Annotated in this window: 21 protein-coding genes; 13 read left to right on the top strand and 8 right to left on the bottom strand. The window is 45.2% G+C overall.

Annotated features, from left to right (window positions below; all coding sequences use genetic code 11):
* Positions 1-47 precede the first annotated feature (47 nt).
* A complete protein-coding gene (locus tag MHB43_RS19620) occupies positions 48-749 on the bottom strand; it encodes a Crp/Fnr family transcriptional regulator (RefSeq protein ID WP_339297223.1) in 702 nt (233 codons plus the stop codon).
* Between the two features lie 70 nt (positions 750-819).
* Between MHB43_RS19620 and MHB43_RS19615 the strand changes: the two genes are divergently transcribed.
* Both MHB43_RS19615 and MHB43_RS19610 read left to right on the top strand, forming a co-directional pair.
* Positions 820-1,548 (top strand): YwiC-like family protein, encoded by a 729-nt coding sequence (locus MHB43_RS19615; RefSeq protein ID WP_405117786.1) that lies wholly within the window; start codon positions 820-822, stop codon positions 1,546-1,548.
* Between the two features lie 138 nt (positions 1,549-1,686).
* Positions 1,687-2,412: a ZIP family metal transporter gene (locus tag MHB43_RS19610; RefSeq protein ID WP_405117785.1), complete on the top strand. Its 726-nt coding sequence runs from the start codon at positions 1,687-1,689 to the stop codon at positions 2,410-2,412.
* Positions 2,413-2,557: 145 nt separating this feature from the next.
* On the opposite strand, the gene MHB43_RS19605 is transcribed toward MHB43_RS19610, so the two are convergent.
* From MHB43_RS19605 to MHB43_RS19590, 4 genes are all read right to left on the bottom strand, one after another.
* Positions 2,558-3,886: an IS3 family transposase gene (locus tag MHB43_RS19605; protein ID WP_338539556.1), complete on the bottom strand. Its 1,329-nt coding sequence runs from the start codon at positions 3,884-3,886 to the stop codon at positions 2,558-2,560.
* Between the two features lie 137 nt (positions 3,887-4,023).
* Positions 4,024-4,449, bottom strand: a complete 426-nt coding sequence (locus MHB43_RS19600) for a YlbF family regulator (protein WP_076210007.1) — start codon at positions 4,447-4,449, stop codon at positions 4,024-4,026.
* A 146-nt stretch (positions 4,450-4,595) separates the two neighbouring features.
* Positions 4,596-5,282: a Crp/Fnr family transcriptional regulator gene (locus tag MHB43_RS19595; protein ID WP_405117784.1), complete on the bottom strand. Its 687-nt coding sequence runs from the start codon at positions 5,280-5,282 to the stop codon at positions 4,596-4,598.
* Positions 5,283-5,338: 56 nt separating this feature from the next.
* Complete coding sequence (locus MHB43_RS19590) at positions 5,339-6,331, bottom strand: multicopper oxidase domain-containing protein (protein WP_405117783.1); 993 nt, start codon at positions 6,329-6,331, stop codon at positions 5,339-5,341.
* Between the two features lie 279 nt (positions 6,332-6,610).
* On the opposite strand from MHB43_RS19590, the gene MHB43_RS19585 reads away from it, so the two are divergent.
* From MHB43_RS19585 to MHB43_RS19555, 7 genes are read left to right on the top strand one after another with little or no spacing between them, the layout of a single operon-like run.
* Positions 6,611-7,219 (top strand): hypothetical protein, encoded by a 609-nt coding sequence (locus MHB43_RS19585; protein WP_405117782.1) that lies wholly within the window; start codon positions 6,611-6,613, stop codon positions 7,217-7,219.
* A 39-nt stretch (positions 7,220-7,258) separates the two neighbouring features.
* The gene (locus MHB43_RS19580) at positions 7,259-7,909 is read left to right on the top strand and encodes a hypothetical protein (RefSeq protein ID WP_405117781.1); all 651 of its coding nucleotides are present in this window, start codon (positions 7,259-7,261) and stop codon (positions 7,907-7,909) included.
* Positions 7,906-8,466 (top strand): hypothetical protein, encoded by a 561-nt coding sequence (locus tag MHB43_RS19575; protein ID WP_405117780.1) that lies wholly within the window; start codon positions 7,906-7,908, stop codon positions 8,464-8,466. The genes MHB43_RS19580 and MHB43_RS19575 overlap by 4 nt, the downstream gene beginning before the upstream one ends.
* A 45-nt stretch (positions 8,467-8,511) precedes the next feature.
* Entirely contained in the window at positions 8,512-9,246 is a 735-nt protein-coding gene (locus MHB43_RS19570) for an SMI1/KNR4 family protein (protein WP_405117779.1), read from the top strand.
* A 21-nt stretch (positions 9,247-9,267) separates the two neighbouring features.
* Positions 9,268-10,569, top strand: coding sequence for a hypothetical protein (locus MHB43_RS19565; protein ID WP_405117778.1), 1,302 nt, complete (start codon positions 9,268-9,270; stop codon positions 10,567-10,569).
* Positions 10,570-10,601: 32 nt separating this feature from the next.
* Positions 10,602-11,024 carry a hypothetical protein gene (locus MHB43_RS19560; protein ID WP_405117777.1) on the top strand — a complete coding sequence of 141 codons (423 nt, stop codon included), beginning with the start codon at positions 10,602-10,604 and terminating at the stop codon, positions 11,022-11,024.
* A gap of 21 nt (positions 11,025-11,045) precedes the next feature.
* A complete protein-coding gene (locus tag MHB43_RS19555) occupies positions 11,046-11,651 on the top strand; it encodes an SMI1/KNR4 family protein (RefSeq protein WP_405117776.1) in 606 nt (201 codons plus the stop codon).
* Positions 11,652-11,742: 91 nt separating this feature from the next.
* Here MHB43_RS19555 and MHB43_RS19550 read toward each other — a convergent pair whose 3' ends face one another.
* Positions 11,743-12,078, bottom strand: coding sequence for a hypothetical protein (locus MHB43_RS19550; RefSeq protein WP_405117775.1), 336 nt, complete (start codon positions 12,076-12,078; stop codon positions 11,743-11,745).
* 109 nt (positions 12,079-12,187) lie between these two features.
* On the opposite strand from MHB43_RS19550, the gene MHB43_RS19545 reads away from it, so the two are divergent.
* Positions 12,188-13,237: a leucine-rich repeat domain-containing protein gene (locus MHB43_RS19545; protein WP_405117774.1), complete on the top strand. Its 1,050-nt coding sequence runs from the start codon at positions 12,188-12,190 to the stop codon at positions 13,235-13,237.
* A gap of 149 nt (positions 13,238-13,386) precedes the next feature.
* Positions 13,387-14,148, top strand: coding sequence for a cupin domain-containing protein (locus MHB43_RS19540; RefSeq protein ID WP_405117773.1), 762 nt, complete (start codon positions 13,387-13,389; stop codon positions 14,146-14,148).
* 467 nt (positions 14,149-14,615) lie between these two features.
* Here the strand turns inward: MHB43_RS19540 and MHB43_RS19535 are convergent, their stop codons facing one another.
* Entirely contained in the window at positions 14,616-15,662 is a 1,047-nt protein-coding gene (locus tag MHB43_RS19535; RefSeq protein ID WP_405117772.1) for a Rieske 2Fe-2S domain-containing protein, read from the bottom strand.
* Between the two features lie 408 nt (positions 15,663-16,070).
* Here MHB43_RS19535 and MHB43_RS19530 point away from each other — a divergent pair, with 408 nt between their 5' ends.
* Positions 16,071-16,517 (top strand): carboxymuconolactone decarboxylase family protein, encoded by a 447-nt coding sequence (locus MHB43_RS19530; RefSeq protein WP_339177304.1) that lies wholly within the window; start codon positions 16,071-16,073, stop codon positions 16,515-16,517.
* Between the two features lie 32 nt (positions 16,518-16,549).
* The gene (locus tag MHB43_RS19525; RefSeq protein WP_405117771.1) at positions 16,550-17,485 is read left to right on the top strand and encodes a sigma-70 family RNA polymerase sigma factor; all 936 of its coding nucleotides are present in this window, start codon (positions 16,550-16,552) and stop codon (positions 17,483-17,485) included.
* 98 nt (positions 17,486-17,583) lie between these two features.
* Here the strand turns inward: MHB43_RS19525 and MHB43_RS19520 are convergent, their stop codons facing one another.
* Complete coding sequence (locus MHB43_RS19520; protein WP_405117770.1) at positions 17,584-18,537, bottom strand: hypothetical protein; 954 nt, start codon at positions 18,535-18,537, stop codon at positions 17,584-17,586.
* Between the last annotated feature and the right edge of the window lie 87 nt (positions 18,538-18,624).

Here is an 18,624-nt window from a genome sequence, read left to right as displayed (position 1 = left end):
CAGAGATTGGTTTAAGGACTTGGGGTAACCCCAGTGGAGCTGGGTGATCATGCATCCTTTTGTTGTTTCAATGCTTGTAAATCAAGAATGATAATTCGGCTGCGATCCACTTCGATCAAATGCTCTTTTGTAAGCTGATTTAGAAGCCGATTCGCTGTTTCCCTTGTTGTACCAATGGAGTTGGCAAACTCCTGGTGTGTCATGGGCAGGTTGATGATAATTTGGTCTCCATGCGTCTGTCCGTGTTGCTCTGCGAGCATGAGAAGGAAGGAGAGCACACGGTTGCGCACATCCTGACCAGAGAGTACCTGCAATTTATCCTGTAATTCTCGTATTTTGTCTCCGAGTACACGCATGATTTTGATCGCAATCGATGGAGTGCTCAGCATTAAACGTTCGAACAGTCTGACGGGTATGGCCAGCAGTTCGGTAGGGGTAATCGCTTCAGCGGTAGCCGGATAGGGGTGTGCGTTAAAAAAGCCGGTATGCGGGAACATATCCCCTGTTTTGAGGAAAGAGACAATCTGTTCATGGCCGTTCTCATCCGTTTTATATGCTTTTACGATGCCGGTACGAATGAAAAAAACAGCTTCTTTTTCGCTACCTTCGCTAAAAATGACCGTTTTCTTATGAATGCTTCTGGAAATGGCGATATCTTCGACCTGCATTAATTCTTCTGGACTAAGGTCCTGAAAGATGGGGAACTGTTGTAGAAACTCCGCTGCTGAATCTTTGTTTACCCTGCTCATGAGAATCTTTCCTCTCTGTGTTCATATTTCTAACTTCGATATCATTCAATCCTAGGAGGTTAACTGTGAAGTGAAAACCAATACGCATTCAATCGTTATCCCTCATGAACATGGCGGCTGGGCCATGGTTAGTGTGCCTTTTCTGGTAGGTGTGATTGCAAGTGGTCCGCACTGGCTGCATGCGCCCTTATTTGTAGCTTGGCTTGGATTATATCTAACCGCGTATCCCTTACTACAGTCTTTGAAAAAGAATGCCAATCGACATCGTCTCTACAAGTGGGCGGTAATCTACGGTACAGTGGCTCTAATCTGTCTGATCCCACCCGTTCTGGGTCAGATCTCACTATTATTCTTTGGCCCGGTACTGGCTGGCTTGTTGTTGGTGAACATCTGGCATGTGAGACACAAAGTAGAACGTTCGCTTACCAATGACCTGTGTGCCATGCTCGTATTCTCTCTAGGGGGAGCAGCTGCTTATCTCATAGGAGGCGGGCACTGGGACTATGGAATGGCGATCGTCGTTTTATTTTCTTTCTTACATTTTACAGGAAGTACGTTCTTTGTGAAATCGGTCTTTCGAGAGCGAACGAATAAGCGTTGGCTGATGCTAACTCGCATGGTACATATCCTTCTAATTATCATACCGATGGTGATCGGTTATCCATGGATGTCTTTGGCGTATGTCTATTCCGCTGTACGCACCTTCATATATGCAGGCAGAACACTGCGCCCTATGAAGGTCGGTATCATTGAAATTATTGGAGCCGTACAGTTCCTGATCTGGTCTGTTCTGTTGTAAACCGCATCATTTCATCATAGCTTGATTTTTGAACACAGCAGGTGATATAGGTCACAACGTCACAGGATTGTTTTTGATTCGTCGGCAAGGGTTAATGGAATGATAGAAGATTATTGAACAAGAGAGGGGTCGACCCGGATGTGGACTGCATTCATGTGGGGCGGCATCTCTGCCTCAGCGGTTGTCATTGGTGCACTCGCAGCCCTGTTTCTACAGATTCCTAAACGAGTCATCGGATGGATCATGGCTTTTGGGACAGGTACATTAATCGGGGCAGCTACCTTTGAACTACTCGGAGATGCGCTGAATGATGGGGGGATTATCCCTACAGCCATTGGTTTTACGGCAGGTGCCGTCGTGTATACCTTGTTTGACCTGCTCATCTCGGCAAAGGGTGGGGCAGGGCGTAAACGCTCGGGAAGGTCAGGAGACTCGAATCAAAGCGGCTTGGGGATCTTTGCAGGCACAGTAATGGACGCTATCCCGGAATCCATCATGCTTGGAGCCAGCTTGCTGGCCGGCAACGGTGTCAGTGTGGTGCTGGTGGTGTCCATCTTTGTCAGCAACATCCCTGAAGGTCTGTCGAGTACGGTTGGATTGCAGGGCAGCAAGTACAGTCGTGCGAAAATCATGTTGATGTGGTTAAGTGTATTGCTGATCTCCGCGTTTGCAGCTCTGGGTGGATATCTGTTTCTCGAGCAGCTTCCTGAGGAGATGAGTGCAGCGATTGGTGCATTTGCAGGTGGTGGAATCATTGCGATGATCTGCTCGACGATGATGCCAGAAGCCTTTGAGGAAGGCGGACCTGTCGTGGGTTTGATTGCATCCATGGGATTGCTCGTATCACTGTTGTTGGATCTGTAGATGACAGAATACGCTTCCGATCGCTGTCCTCTACATAGTCGTGTAAATATTAGTTAAATTGATATAAAAAGAGTATCCGAACAGAGTGGTTTCTGTAATCTGGCCCCCGTGTCAAGGACACTAAAAAAAGAGTGGCATTAAAGATTTACGAGGCGAATAATAGATGATTCCTGTATTGAACAGGGGTCATCTTTTTTAATCCCCATTGATATCTGTGGTTGTTGTAATAGCGAATGTAACGATCGATTTCTTGCTTTAACTCTTGAAGGGAACGGCAACTACGATGATCGACATGGTCCTTCATGTGGCCGAAGAACGATTCTTGGGGAGCATTGTCCCAACAGTTCCCGCGTCTGGACATCGACTGGCCTAACCCATTCTTCTTTAACAACTCCTGATAGATGGGACTGGTATAATGGCTGCCCTGATCTGAGTGGATGAAAGCATCCTTTTGGAGCTTTAGACGTTTCTGTTTCTTGAGAGCGTCAACAGTATCCGTGGCAATGTCTAATGTCAGCCGATGGGATATATTGTGAGAGAGGACCTCACTTGTTGAGGCATCCAGTATGGTCGACAAATAGGCCATCCCGGATCGGCCGTATGGAAGGTACGTGATATCCGTAAGCAAGGCCAGACCCGGTATGCCCTTCTTGAAGTCCCTCTGCAGAGTATTGGGTAAGGTTCGGTGTTCCAGCGTAGCTTTGGCCATGCGTTTATAAGGGTTGATTTTTCTGTGCGGACATACGATGTTAAATTTCTTCATCAATCTACGGATTTTCTTTAGGTTATAGATGACACCAAACTCGTGCTCAAGAATCATCTTGATGGAGCGTGAGCCCTTCTTGTAACCCCTTCGTTCGAAAGCCTTCTTAATCAGCTTCCCTGCCTCAGCATCCGAACGGACCCGCTCTAAACGTAAATCTGCAGCTTGTAAGTAGCTGTAATACCCCGAACGAGATACGTTAAGCAATGAGCAGAGGTATCCCGTCATACGTTCCAAGCCTTGATCCACGGCTTCCTTTATGAGCTCGAACAACTTAATCTTGCTTAGGTTCATTCCCTTTGCTACCAGCAACCTTTCTTTCGTATCTAGCTTTTTTAGCAGTTCTACTTGAGATTCGAGTAGATGAATCCGTGCTTCTTGTTTTGCAATGATTTCTTCCTGCGATAACTCTCTATGTAAAGGGCGACCCGAGGCTTCTTTTCGGGAGTCAGACAACCCAATAATCCCTCCAAGGTCATAGGCTTTTTTCCAACGTCCGGCAGATTGTTCTACTCGTTTCATTCCAATTACGGTAACATCAAACCCATGAGTTTCAAAGATCTCTCTAGGTGTCTTTCCCATCATATATTCGTCAATGAATAACTGCTTAAATTCATCTGCATAGGTTATCGCTTTGTCGCTAACATTCCTTACATATCTGTTCTTTGATATCTGTTCACGTTCTTCTTCTGTGAATCGCTTCTTGCTCACGATGTAATCCCCTCCATTGCTTCTTCAGTATACAAAAAGGTACCCACAGTCCGCACACCTTTTTTCAAAGTGTCCAGTCTATGGGTACCAGTGTACTGATCGGATACTCTTTTTTATTATTTAGACAAAAGATGATCTTAGTGGTTGCTGGAACAACTTCCTCCACACCCGCAAGCTTCTTTACCCAGTTCATTCGCTTCGGGTAGACGGTTCATTTCCACGGATTTCGTGAAATAGTGACTGATCTGCTGATGCAGCTGGCTGAACTCACGCTGTGCATAGATGAACCGGCGAATGAGGGGATGATCATAAAGGGCACGTTCTTCCTCTTCATATACCTGAATTTCAGAGGCAAGCAACTCAATATTTTGCCGTTCTTTCTCCTCCAGTGCCTGATGTTTCTCCATAAAACGCTCATACTGGGCTGTGGCCTGTTCATCTGCTGCAAACTGATCAATCATGTCCCGCATCTCTTTGTATCCTTCATCTTGTAACAGTAGTGAACATAACTCCTGCATTTTGTGCATAATGATCTGTTTGTCCAATTTAACAACCGTATTCATCGCAAAACCCTCCTGTAGATCTTTTCTTAACTGTATACGCTAAGTTAAGCCCGCACTGTGACGATACTCACATCTGATGTGAAATATAATACTTGTCCAAATACGCTGTTATTCTGTCATCTCAGTGTTATTGTCAAATCTTTAGTTCAGTGAGTAACCTTTTCCCTAAGCTGCTCCAGTTGAAGAATAAGGATGCAGTTTCCTGTAACCTGAAGCAGTCCCTGAGTTTGCATCATGGTAAGTTTGCGACTAAGTGTTTCGGGTGTAATCCCGAGCAGCAGAGCCATATCTTTTTTGTAAACAGGCAAGCGGATCTCATGCCTTGCATGATTTCGGGTATGGAAATACAAAAGCAACTTGGCAATCTTCTGTTCCGTTGTCATCGCACTTAGCGAGCTGTTCCATTCATCTGTTTCACGGAGCAGCTTGGTAATGGCAAGCAGGAAATGATAAGCAAGCTTTGGATCATGTTCAAGTAATTGGTCAAAGTCATGCTTGCTGATAGAGCAGATGGCCGAAGGCTCCAGAACTTCGGCGTTCGCGGCATGTGGTTTTTGGTGTAACAGGGAATCTTGTCCGAAGAAATCTCCGGGAAACAGAAACCGGATAATATGTTCTTTGCCATTTTCATTGTATTTGGATAACTTCACACATCCCTGATGAACCACATAAAGCGTATCTGAGTGTTCGCCCTCCTGGACGACAACTTCGCCTTTGTTATATTTGCGGGTATGCAGAAGGGAGATCAACAAGGCAGCTTCGGATGGATCAAGATGCTGGAACAGAGATACTTTGGAGAAACAGGCATCCTTCGCTTCGTGTGTACAGATCATCTTTTAATCACCTCGAATTGTTCAGGATAGGTATAGCCATGATCTATTGTCATGTCTCAGTGAGACATCGCGGGTCCACCATGATCCGTACCATCCTTGGTCACACGCAGAACAGCGGCAGCTCCTTTGGCTACATGGTTGAACTGATGGGTTACAATCGCATAATCACCTTCTTCGGTCACGGTGAACTCTACGACAGCTCCACCACTTGCGGGAAGCATAACCGTCTGTATTCCATACTGGATGTTACGTGGGTTACCATCGGTATACACACGGTCCATAATTGTACCTACAACGTGGAAGGATGAGACTTCATTGGGGCCGGCATTACTGACATAGATCCGCACCGTATCTCCTACTTTGGCTAACAGGGGATGTTTTACTAATCCATAATCATTGCCGTTAAATACGACATAATCCGGTTCCCCGTTCAAAAAAGCTTCGTAGTCATGTTCTTTGTACCATTCACTCTGAACAAGGGTATACTCACGATCAACCAAGTGATCGGAAGGGTATCCAGCCTTGGGTTCAACAATAATCATGCCGTACATCCCGTTTGCGATATGGGCAAGAACCGGTTTGGTTCCACAATGATACATGAATACACCGGGTGAGGAGGTTGAGTAGGTGAACGTGCCTTCCTCGCCTGGCATCACATCAATAAATTTGCTGCTTGGAGCAGCATGTACAGCGTGAAAATCCATGGAGTGAGGCAGGCTGGAATCTTTATTTTTTAACGTGAACACCAATGTATCTCCCTCGGTCACTCGTAGGACGGGTCCGGGGACGGTACCATTAAATGTCCAAGCGTTGTATATCACTCCTTTGGAGATTTCGACATCTGTAACCTGGGCCGTCATCTCAATATATACCGTAGTCCCTTCTCTGCGAATGATCGGGTCCACCGGGGGTTCACTGACCGCAGAGGAGGAGGAGACTTCATCGTGGTGAACAGGTTTAACTGTATCGGTTGAACTACAGTGAGAGAGCGTTGCTGTGAATATAGCGAATACGAGTGACCATTTATATACATTCAGTAAGGAGAACATAGTTGCACAACCTTTACTTAAGTGATGTTTTTCACAATCTAAAAAGCAGGTTTTCTTTCATTTCAGTAGTTATTTAGTTATAGATTACGTTATTGAGGTGGGGACGGGTGTGATGAGGCACACACTTGGGTATGTCGTATTAGAGGCATTTCCAACAATCTGTCTTCAATTGTTGTGCTGAGCAACGGAGTTTCATATAATTTTAGAGAGATGGATTGGTAAATGTTGAGTATTTTGACGCTGTGTTTGTCGTAGTTTCAGAAGAAAGGTGGATACAGGATGAAACGTTTCGAAGATGAAGGTGCGTATAAGTATAGTTTCTATTCGGTTGTTCGACGGGGAGAGCGGATTGATGTGAAATGTCCCAAATGCGGTGGGCACGCTTCGATTGATCAACGGAATGGTCAACTGGGATGGAAGTGTTACGAATGTTACGCTCAAGCTTTTGAAGAACCAGTATATCAATATAAAGCCAAGGGGAATTGTGCTGTATGTGAACGTTGGTTTAACGTGGAAGTCACAGACGAGAAGAAGACGTCTCACCGATCGACGCATGTGGAATGTCCGCATTGTAGTTCTGTTAATCAGGTTGAATTACACGCCAAGCCGACATACCAAAGGTGTTTTTCCGAGATTTGTGCAGGGAAAGATCCTGTGTTCGGGCTGGAATTATACTTCCTGGATAATTTCAGAGGAAAAATAATATGGGCTGTAAATCGGGAGCATCTGAATTATCTCATCGCTTATGTCTCCGCAGATCTGCGTGTAAAATACGGCAATATGCCTATACGAACGGCTTCACATAGTATTCCGGCTTATATCAAGGATGCGAAGAACAGGGATGTAGTTGTGCGTACACTGTCGAAGCTTCAGCACAAGACTGGATGAGACTGAAATTGAAGAGTTAAAGCCGCAAGGAGAGAAGAAATGAAACTACGAGTTAAACTTACTATTTTTGCAGTCATTCTGGGTTTGTTGATGATTCCGGCTTATTTTATTTTACAGACATTTGGTGTATTTCAAAAAGAGACAGTATTATCTGACTATGCTCTGGCCGTTGATGTTCATGGGAAGTCCTATGGGGCTTGGCCGCTGATTAACAGTTTTGCAGCGATGGACAAAGAGGAAGATAACCGTCAGTTTTATTACCGGATTGATATGAATCATATCCAATACCTGTTTAATCTGGCTTATAAGGAGTATGATGTGAAGCCCGGCGGGGACAATCCGTATCTGGCTGGTACTGTAAACTATCAACGTACAGATCACAACTATGTACAGACCGAGAGACAGTATGAGAACGCCAATGATTTCACAACGGTTTTGAATCTTTATGATCAGGATGGGCAGGTGATCTACACCTACAATAACACCGGCAAGGGAGATAAACAGCTGGTAGAATCCATCATTCATCAGGGAATGAGCCGTAATAGTGGCGGTAGTAGCGAAGCTGCTCGCGATCCTTATATCAATATTACGGCGTTATTCCGTGACAAGCTGAACATCGATGTGAAACTGACGGTGGATGAGGAACACAAAGTAGTTACTATTCGAATGAACAAATCGGAGGCGAGATGATGAATGAGTATGGTGTACAACACGGACCTGTTTATCTGGAAGGATTAATTAGGAAGGAAGAGGATATAAAGTCCGATGAAGTGGAGTGGAAAGGCAAACTTCAAACGAGTGATGGTCATGATAAATTCCATATTTTTTATTATGGTGACTTAACCGAAGATGATCTGATTACCTGGCATGATTCGACACCGCTTCTTGTATATGCGGAGCATACGGTCACGGGTGAGCGCTATCTGCTTATTGATACCGCCAAGCACGGATATGATGCCATGTTATGTGAGACCTATTCGGAAGACGCACTACATGACAGACCCCTTCGTCCTTACCTGGATGTTGAAGGAGAGGACATATTTGAAGTAGAGTTGACGGCTTATTACAATGTGCCTTGGGATGAAGAGTTTGGCGAAGATGTAGATGAAAATGGTGCATATGAACTGATTACGGGAGAGCGCATGCATTTTGATCAGGTCAAGCGTGATGCATATGATGCTTTTGCAATTCGCATTCTGAATCGTAAAGGGGTATGGACTGAAATTGTACAGGAAGAACTGGCTTAGATTCTGAAAACGAATGAACCAAACTGAGATGGGAGATGTCGAAAAATGTATATTGTATCCCGTGTACTTAAGCCGGTTCCAACAGAGGAACTGGATCACTTTGAACAACAGCACGGCATCTCGCTACCTTTATCATACCGCACCTGGATTGAACAATATGGGGAAGGTACATACACGGGATGGATGAATGTGCAGAGACCGGACCCGGAAGTGTTGAAGCCTTTTGTTGATTATGATTTTTGGATACATACGGATGATTCGCCTATAAGTCAGCAGCAACTTGAGCAGTGCATCTCCATCGGCAGTTCTGTAGATGGAGATTTCCTTGCTGTTCATCCGGAAGTTGAGGGGCTGTTGTGGCTACCGCGTCATGATGAGAATATCACCTTATGGACATGCACGGAAACTGAATTTGGCGAAACGCTGGACCGGATCTATTGTGGGTATTACCATCAGGATAAACCAATAACGCCACTATACTTTGAACCGTGGAATGAGCTGCGGAAACATACGTTTTACCATTTTTCAGGGACGGAACAGGGAAGCTCCATGAAGGAACTCGCCGATACATGCAAAACAGAATTTAAGTGGGACGCTGTGTTGGAGAATGAGTACATGTGTAAGATGTTTATGGTGTCGATGGGAGGATATTTACGATTTAACTATGCAACGGGGAGAGAGGTTGCCCTGTTCTATGAAGAAAAGAATGGTGCGGAGGAGGCGATGGATAACGAGATCAGTATGTTCTTGCAGGCACATCATTGTAAGGCATATGAATAGGGGCAGAGTGGAGGGGAATAGATGAGTTGGTTAAAGGAAGACATTGCAGAACAATGGCGTAATGAAGGCAAGCGTTATGCAAGGGATGTCAATGCATTTGTCCAGAAAAGTATGCAGGGAGAGCAACCGGATGAATCCGAGCTGGAGGGAGACTCCAGAAGCGGAATGAGTACTGAAGTATTCCAGATGGTGAGAAAGGCCAATCTCCACGGTGATGTGGAGGTGCTTCGACATGAGCTACCCGCAGCGACGTGGCCATTGAACGAGGCGTTTCAGGCTTCCATGCAAGCGGTCAAAGTTGTAGGTTACCTGAACGAGGAAACGGTTGTATGTAATACGGGGATACTCACGGAGAATGGTCACATATATACGATGGATCAGTACGGATGGCAGTTGAGCTCTCCATATACTTTTGCAGGTTGCTCATCAGACGGATTGGACTATGCGCTTGCAGGACCGGATGGGATTCGTATCATTCGTCAGCCAGATCGCAGGTTGGAAGGACAGGAGATAGCGACATATCGATGGGAAGATATTCAAGCCCGGATACAGTCGTCATTACCTCGGATTGAATCACTTGCAGACTGTGAGCATCCCGAACGGACACTTGAAGGACTTATACCTATGGATGAAGGCAGAGCACTACTCATACATTCAAGATACGGGATATATCTTGTCACACAAGCCCAGGTGACCTTGCTTCATCCCGATCTGGCAGAGATCGAAGAGTATGAGCTAGAGGATACACAGATAGACATGGGGCATGCAGCGGTATCTCGGGATGGTCGATGGATTGCATATGGTAGCCAAGGAAGCAATCATATAGTGATGGACCGCCAGCTGAACAAGACATACTCTCTCTATCCAGAATCGAGCTACCCTCATTATGCGGCATTCACCAGTGATAACCAGACCGTCTGGTTAAACGCATGTCATTTCTATAACGGGGTCACGATACAAGTCCCGCTGGAATCAATTGCAGGCAACGAAACAAAGGAAGATTGGCCAGTGATGGATGAGAATGCACGTGTGTATGCAGCAGTGGAAATAGAGGCAGGCATGGTACTTGGAGATGCATATGGTTATCTGTATTGTGTGAATGGCGAGGGTAAGGAAGTATGGCGCCATTTTGTGGGTAGTACGATCTATTCTCTCGCCGTATCACCAGAGCGAGCCAAACTTGCAGTTGGCACATATGGTGGCATGCTGCATCTGCTTGATCTTTGTTCCAAAGAAATGGACGAGTACGGGATCGGTACAGGCACTCTTCGTGAGTTGGAGCGGTATGTGTTGTGGCGTGGAGAAGAACCTCTGCGCTGGTGAGGCAGCATTTTGACCTAGTTAGGGGTGAAGGGATGGAACGTGAAGAGGCTGTAACGTTATTAAAATGTCACTCCTTTTCTTATGATGATCTGAGTCATCCCAAGATGGAGAACGGTTTTATTGGCAGTCTGCGGCCTTTCCGTGGACATTTGATTAAGGAGAATTTTCATGAGTTGATGGAGATACTGCGTGTTCTGGCACCAGAACTTGCACGGCCTTCACTGGATCGGGAAGTCATGGCATGTCTATGGGGGATTACTCACATGGCCCGTGCTTGGGCCGTTGAACCCGAAGGCATGCTTCGCAGAAATAATCTTATTTCTGAGGAACAGGTGGCGTTGATGGAACAATGGCTTAATTTGTTATCTTACGCAGTCATGATTCTGATTGAAGGCGGCGGAGAGGAAGAAGCGTTTTGGGAATATCATCAGTATCTACAAGAAGAGAAGAACTGAGATAGGGGAGGTGTGGTGAGATTGGAGCCGAATGTATCCTTAAACGTGCTAATGGATGAGCTGAATCACTTGTTAGCTGAGAAAATACAGGATCAAGAGATTCGACAATTGTTTGAAGAATATCAACAGCGGGAAGGTGCATCCGAGGAAAGTCTGGATCTATTCGAAAAGGAGTATGGCGTCCGGCTGCCTGGCGATTTTCGTGCCTTTTACCAAAGGAAAGACGGCAGTGGCTACGGGTTGCATGTGCTGTACTCGGGTGATGCCGAGACGGGCAGATGTACACCCTTTTATCTGATGTCATTGGAAGAGATTCGAGAGACCAAACAATACTTCTGTGAAGTGGATGAGAAGCTTGAAGAGTATTATTCTGCCGAAGAGATCAGCCAGCTGGACCCGGAGATCAAACCATATTTGTTCCATAAAACATGGATACCTTTTGCAACGATCGCCGGAGGCTCACTGTATCTGATGCTCGATTTTGATCCAACGGCGGAAGGCACGTATGGGCAGATTATTATGTACGTGCACGATCCGGACTTTGTCTATTATCTTACACCTACCTTCACGGATCTCCTCAGCATGTCGAACCGTAATCTAAAGATGATGGATGAGATCACCTATTAAAATCCTGCATGATTAGACAATTCCTTCAATAATAAAGAAGCTGCCGAAGCAGCTCCTTTATCTGAACCAGTACTTTGAATAAGTCTAATGATTACCACTGAAAGAAACGATGTCCGTGAAATCCTCCGCCCGGAGGTCCTCCGTGTCCACCAAGACCACCCGGGCCGCCAGGTCCACCGCCGTGAGGTCCGCCTGGATAACCACTTCCTTGGAAATGACCAGGGTGTCCACCGGGATAGCCACCGCCCGGATAACCGCCGCCTGGATAGCCACCATGCCACCAAGGACCACCGATCGGATATGGTAGTGGAACAGGAACGATGGGTGGGTAAGGATAAGGGTAAGGATACGGTGAGGGTGGCGGATAATAAGGATAAGGATAACCCGCAGGTTGCGGGGATGACACTGAACCAGGGCCGTATGCCATGTAACAAGCCTCCAATAACTGCATTGATGATATTAGCCTATGCCACAGTGGTTTCAGATGATACAGCAGATTGAAATTATGAATATAAATATGAAGGGGGAAATATAAGGTGGCCGTAGCTTTTCACACCGATCCTAGAGGAACTGCCTATGAACTGTTGATTGACGAATTGATCGAGAAGACAGATCGTTTTATGCTGGTAGACAGAAAAAGGTACGAAGAGAACGAGATACCGGAAGTAGTTCGTGTGTTAGAGAGATTGAAGCCCTATCTTGTGGAACGTGCTACGATGGAAGAGATGATGCTGAAAAGCGGAGCCTATTATTCCGAAGGCATCTATTATACATATCGCTGTACTCCGGAATCGGGTCAAGTGCTCAAAGAAGAAGCCAACCGTTTTCATGATTGGTGTTACCCGTCATTGCCGGACGATCTTTGCTTTATGACAGAAGACGGAAATGATTATTTTTTCTCTGTTGCCCATGAGCATATGTACGGCATGAGGATTACATACAAAGAAGCGAGTGAACTTATGGAGCGGATTCCGGGGGTGTTCTTTGATTTGGATCGTCATAAGGAAATTGATCATCTTCTGGACGATGCGATCAGGCATCAGACCGATAAGCTGGATATCAGCTTACATGGTTTAAGTGAGCTTCCCGAACGAATTCGGGAGTTGAAGCACTTGAAGGAGTTGACGATTTTTGAGCAGAATCTGTACTCCCTCCCTACAGGTCTGTTTGAACTTACTTCATTGGAAAGATTGGTCATTACAACGCTGGATCTGGAACGTATTCCGGCAGAGATCGGGAAACTGAAGCAACTTCAAGAGTTAAGAATTTATTGTGGCAGTCCTTTTGAATCTGCACCTGGTTGGAGGCCCAAGCCACAAACTGAGTTGGGATTAAATTGTATCCCGCCTGAGATTGGTGAATTAAGTGAGCTGAAGTATCTGGAGATCGTATATTCCGGGATACGTGAACTTCCTCCCGAGTTGGAAAGAATGAAGAATTTGCGTGCTTTACTGGTGACGAATGCACTAATTGAGGGAACTCCGGATGTTGTCACAAGAATGCACTGGCTGGAGTATGTAGACTTAATGAATATTCCATTTGGAACCCATTGGGAAGAAGTCTGGGAAATGAAAAAGAACATGTAACAAATAGAGCCCTGCTCGGGATGTCCGAGTCAGGGATATTTGTTATGCGACGATAACTTGGCGGAAATGGGCTCACGAATCTGGGCGCTGGGCATAAGCTGGCATATAGGTTATGACCTAAACCGAGAGCGAAGGGCAGGCGTTTTATTTTGGCAACCTCATACATGGATTTTACTTTACCAACCATCGAATTTACTTACGATTTGAGCAAAAATCCGTTATTCAAGAAGGACGAGAACAACTATATTAACGCACTTTCCATCACACAGTTAAACACATTGGGCAATGCTTCTTTACTGGATATTTTCCTCAGCACTGGCAATGTGGTTGAACCACACATTCATCAGAATGCAACTGAACTGGTATACTGTATCAGCGGTTCGGCCGTCGTGTCCCTCATTAATCCGTTCACCAATGAATTGCTTCATTTCCCGATTACTCCAGGGCAGGTGGCTAATGTACCACAAGGTTGGTGGCACTATGAAATGGCTACTGTAGATCATACGCACTTACTGGCGATCTTCGATGCACCTGTGCCTGAAGCGATATTTGGCTCAGACATCTTGCGTCTTACCCCTGCGAATGTTCTGGCTCATACGTACTGTCTGGACGAGACAAAAGTTCAAGAAGCGCTCGCCCCCATCCAAAAAACAGTGATTATTGGCCCACCGGCAGATTGCCAGGCTTCAACTGCCCCTGTCTCTAACAGTGCTCCAAATGTGAATCATCAGCCTTACGTAATGCCGAATGTACAACCCAACATGCAACCCAACACACAGCCAAACATGCAACCTTACGTGAACCGTCTTCCGTACTGGGGCACTTGGGTTGATCCACGTATTATTCATGAGCCGGGCTGTCCGTACTATAGAGAGCTTCCTGTGAATACGAATAATCAAGAGGAAAGATGACGTTAATGAGGCAAGGTTTATCTAATACACATAGGTACTTCAATTAAATTAGGTATAGCAAAAGAAGCGTCCGCGAAGGAACGCTTCTTTTTTTGATTAAAGGTGTCTTCAAATCTGCTGAAAGCAGATGCATACCTGAACGTGTCCGGGAGCATGGAGTGCTAACGAATCGTAGGCGTCTTAATTATTGATTTGAAGCGTGCCCAGAAATCTAAAGAATCTGAGACACGTTATATCAGAATAAACAGCCGTATGAAGTGTTTTATCGGGGAATTTTGGGAAATAACGAGTCTGAGATTCCTTACAATTTAAAAAGAGAACCTAGAGGCCAAATTAGATGTCCTGAGTTCCTAAGAAAATTTTCAACACATTCCCCCAGAGTCCGCAGGATGGTACTTCAAGACTTTTAGGCGCTGACATGCATCATCGATAACTTGCCTGAGGTTAAAGAAGAACACCTATATAATTTATGATGTGTAATTTCGTCCCAAGCCAAGCTCCGTTAATAATTGACGATAAGCAATCGAAGTACGGTCTGCGGGAATATGGGCTTCGGCATGCAGATCAAGGGGCAGATCCTCCGGTTTCTGTGACTCGACCATCTCGCGGTCTTCTTCAAATACCTGTAAGTTGAACTTGATTGTGTCTTCAATTGGAGCGTCTTTGTCAAAGTTGCGTGTGATTGGACAGAATAAACGTGTATAACGAGCAGAGATCGGCGAAGCACAATTCAGAATATTCAGCTTGTCGTCTCCTGGGAAATGTACCGTAAGAGAAGCCGCAAAAGGTGGGAACACTCTAAACTCGCGCAGCCATTGGAAACCTTCAGGTGCAACAAGATCTTGCCCTTTGCCATAGTTACTTACCGTACTCCAATACTCGACCAATAACTCATTACCTTCGCGTTTCACTTTATATTGGGGGACTTCTGTGTTGTTTCGGTCACCAAATGTTTCGGTATGCACATAGGCAAAATGGGATACATCCAGGAAACCCTCCATTTGACGTCCAGAGGAACCAGCAATGTCAAAGTTGGGTGGCAAAATATTGATATAATCCGGATCATCCCATCCAGGGAAGGAGGGGATCTGTTCTTCTGTTCCGGCCAGTGTGGTCCATATTAAGCCATAACGTTCGACTGCCGGGTACACAATGAGTTTGAGCTTGGGCGAGATCTTGGAGCTTGGGTGTGCAGGTACTGCAGTACATTTTCCTTCACAATTATAACGGAAACCGTGATAAGGGCAGACAATCTCACCATTTTCTACCCAGCCTTTGCTAAGTGGAGCCCCGCGGTGAAAACAAAGATCTTTGGCTACCACAACCTGATCATTACTGCGATAGAGAACCAGCTTCACATCGAGTAATTGAGCAGCCAGGGGCTTGTCGGTTACTTCGGTTACCTGTGCTACCGGGTACCAATATTGGGATAATACATGCCAGTCTTCAGCGGTGAACGTGCAACCCCTAGGCAATTCAGATGTCACGGTACGGTTTTCATTGGAAGTTATCATATTAAAACACTCCTTGCCGATATGAATAAATGATTCTCTTTTTATGTCAGAAAAGTTAACTTGATTAGCCGTATGTTACTACTCTTTTCGTCAAAGTATCAATATATCCAACCTACTTTTGGTTGAAATCACAAACGGTACAGCAAAAACCGTACATGAATACGGAAAATTTCGGATTTACATTACGTCAGATGTTAATTGTAAAAAAGAGAACAACCTTTCAGTATGTTTTTCCATTACTGATTATTGACTCCATGGAGGTTGTCCTGCCATCAGAATCTCAGTGTGAATATTCGTTGGTGGAGCAACCATTCTTGTGGGCATAAAGAAATTTTCGCAAAGAATGTCACAGATCCCGGCGGTCATTTGTCTACAGTATGTAAACCAAATGACGGAGGCGAATGAAAAATGAATTTAAGAACGAATTACAGAGTAGCGAATCCAGGCGCATTTAAAGCGATGATGGCAATGGAGCAATATATTTCTGGGCAATTTGAAGATAAAGTGTTATACGAGTTGTTAAAAATCCGAGTGTCCCAGATTAATGGCTGCGCCTTTTGTCTCGATATGCATGCCAAAGATCTGATGAAACTGGGAGATTATGCGGATCATATTCTTTTGCTGAGTGTGTGGCGTGAAGTGCCTTTCTTCACAGATAAAGAACGTGTTATGCTGGAGCTGGCTGAAGCTGTGACTCTAATCTCGGAACAGGGCGTACCCCTTGCGTTGTACGATAAGGTTCGTGAACATTTCAGTGAATCCGAGCTGGTGGATCTGATCCTGGCCATTAATACAATTAATAACTGGAACCGGATTGCGATCACAACTGGGATGTATCCGGGTTGCTTTAACTAAAAATACATGCACCATGCCAGAGGAGGCTTCTTATGAATTCTAATTTCCACGCCAATGAGCCAGAAGTGTCTTCTCTGGATGTTGGTGAGCTGTATATTCGTTATAAAAATTATGCATTTTCGATAGCATACCGTATGCTGGGCAGTGTGGTAGAAGCTGAAGATATTGTGCAGGATTGCTTTGCGGGGATTCAGAGCAAGTCTGCTCAGGATATTCGAAATCCCAAGTCCTACATCGCCAGACTGGTTGTGAACCGAAGCTTGAATCTGCTAAATTCCGCCCGCAACCAGCGGGAAAGTTATGTTGGTGAGTGGCTGCCAGAGCCGATGGGTGATCGTGAAGTGGATAACATGCCAGAGGAAACGATGCAGAAGAAAGAGATGATATCGTACGCCTACTTGGTCATGTTGGAGCGTCTTTCGCCCATGGAACGGGCAGTGTTTGTACTTCGTGAAGCGTTCCGGTATGACTATTCCGAAATAGCGGATTGGTTGGGCAAAACGGAGAGTAACTGCCGTCAAATCTTTAGCCGTGCCAGACGAAATCTGCCTGAAAGACTACCGCCGATCGAGCAGAGTGATGCGGATATGATAGCCAAAGGCGAATTACTGAGCCGTTTTACAACGGCGTTCCTTCGTTATGATGTCTCTGCCATGCTGGAGTTACTGGCGGATCAGCCTGTATTTACAGCAGATGGCGGTGGCGTTGTGCATACGGTTATGAGAACGATGAACGTTCACAAAGGCGTGCTTGCACTCCTGACCTCACGGCGAGTCCTTACTCGATTGCGTGAAAGAGAATGGGTACCGATGTGGATCAATGGCGAGCTTCAACTCGCGTTGATGAAAGAAGGGCAGTTGTCCGAGGTATTCTGTTTGGAGTTGGACCCTTCCCGTGAGCGGATTGAGGGAGTATATCTCGTCGTAAATCCGAACAAACTTACATCGATTGACACGTCAACTTTTTGATTAAATCGTACGGATTGGATATTTAACCTTAAAAGCGGCAACCTCTGTCACGAGGATTGCCGCTTTTTTGCATTCACATTTAGCTGTTCACCATTCGATTATTCACTAGCAAATTGTTGTTGAACAGGTTCAATGATTGCTCTAATCTCAGGTGTAAGCTCATCATTGTTCTGATTGAGAACCAGCAAAATCTTTTCCATGGTATCCAGAAGAACACTCTTCGTGTTGGGTTCTCGCTTAGCTAAAGCTTTCTCGTAAGCCTGTTTCACCTCAGGGTCCATGGTGCGGATTTCTTCGTCCGTGTACCAATCATAAGCAGGCGTGTTGTCACTTCCGTAAAAGAGATAATCCACAAATAACCCTTGCTTCACTGCTGATGTACGATTGGAATTCGGATAGTTGTTCAAAAAGGCTTCTTTCTCCAATGTACGCTGGATTAATTCGTTCCAAGAGATGATAATGCCCCCATCTGAAGTTGTCATTTGGTTGGACTCGGTAGCCATAATATCAATGTATGCAGCAATATCAGCCTTAACAAAAGGTTTGAACTTTTGATATATCTCATAATTGATGATGGGGTAATACAAGCCTTCACTGGTTTCCAGTTTGAACCCGAGATCTGAAGCTTCCTGCAGAAGTTTCTTCACGGTCGGATCTTTAATTTCTTTGAGCAGACGACGATATGTAAGCTTCTGTTCGTAACCAAGTTGTTCATGGGCTTGAGATATGGCCTGTTGAAATTGTTCCGTATACATTTGGTAATCCATATCAGCCAATTTCACGTTCTGCATGTTCTCCAGTTGCAGCGTCATTAGTGTGGCCTGCCAAGGGTCGACTTTATCGATATGATTCATCAAGTATTTACGCGCTTTAACCAGACTTTCTGTGGACTTTACTGCTTCTGTTCGATAGGTTTGGAATTGATGATACACCGCTTTGGAAGCAGGAACAGGTGCAGCCAGTGTTGTTGAAGGTGTGATTATTGCGCCAATGGCAGTACAGCCTAGAGCCATAGCCAGTAAACCAAGTTTAGCAGGGTGCTTCCATCTCATTTGTATACCTCCCCATTATGAAGAAAAAGCCATTTGAATTCTCGTATAACGGCATTTCACCCTATTTTATATGTATGATCCGTATGT

The sequence above is a fragment of the Paenibacillus sp. FSL H8-0317 genome (assembly GCF_045040685.1).
GTDB lineage: Bacteria > Bacillota > Bacilli > Paenibacillales > Paenibacillaceae > Paenibacillus.
Note: the sequence above shows the minus strand (reverse complement) of the source record. Positions and strands in the feature narration are given on the sequence as shown.

Coding starts and splice junctions, on each gene's coding strand:
- MHB43_RS19570 (WP_405117779.1), top strand. CDS start 8,512: ATGTATATTGTATCCCGTGTACTTAAGCCGGTTCCAACAGAGGAACTG.
- MHB43_RS19585 (WP_405117782.1), top strand. CDS start 6,611: ATGAAACGTTTCGAAGATGAAGGTGCGTATAAGTATAGTTTCTATTCG.
- MHB43_RS19590 (WP_405117783.1), bottom strand. CDS start 6,331: ATGTTCTCCTTACTGAATGTATATAAATGGTCACTCGTATTCGCTATA.
- MHB43_RS19530 (WP_339177304.1), top strand. CDS start 16,071: ATGAATTTAAGAACGAATTACAGAGTAGCGAATCCAGGCGCATTTAAA.
- MHB43_RS19525 (WP_405117771.1), top strand. CDS start 16,550: ATGAATTCTAATTTCCACGCCAATGAGCCAGAAGTGTCTTCTCTGGAT.
- MHB43_RS19610 (WP_405117785.1), top strand. CDS start 1,687: ATGTGGACTGCATTCATGTGGGGCGGCATCTCTGCCTCAGCGGTTGTC.
- MHB43_RS19550 (WP_405117775.1), bottom strand. CDS start 12,078: ATGGCATACGGCCCTGGTTCAGTGTCATCCCCGCAACCTGCGGGTTAT.
- MHB43_RS19560 (WP_405117777.1), top strand. CDS start 10,602: ATGGAACGTGAAGAGGCTGTAACGTTATTAAAATGTCACTCCTTTTCT.
- MHB43_RS19565 (WP_405117778.1), top strand. CDS start 9,268: ATGAGTTGGTTAAAGGAAGACATTGCAGAACAATGGCGTAATGAAGGC.
- MHB43_RS19600 (WP_076210007.1), bottom strand. CDS start 4,449: ATGAATACGGTTGTTAAATTGGACAAACAGATCATTATGCACAAAATG.
- MHB43_RS19535 (WP_405117772.1), bottom strand. CDS start 15,662: ATGATAACTTCCAATGAAAACCGTACCGTGACATCTGAATTGCCTAGG.
- MHB43_RS19520 (WP_405117770.1), bottom strand. CDS start 18,537: ATGAGATGGAAGCACCCTGCTAAACTTGGTTTACTGGCTATGGCTCTA.
- MHB43_RS19575 (WP_405117780.1), top strand. CDS start 7,906: ATGATGAATGAGTATGGTGTACAACACGGACCTGTTTATCTGGAAGGA.
- MHB43_RS19620 (WP_339297223.1), bottom strand. CDS start 749: ATGAGCAGGGTAAACAAAGATTCAGCAGCGGAGTTTCTACAACAGTTC.
- MHB43_RS19595 (WP_405117784.1), bottom strand. CDS start 5,282: ATGATCTGTACACACGAAGCGAAGGATGCCTGTTTCTCCAAAGTATCT.
- MHB43_RS19580 (WP_405117781.1), top strand. CDS start 7,259: ATGAAACTACGAGTTAAACTTACTATTTTTGCAGTCATTCTGGGTTTG.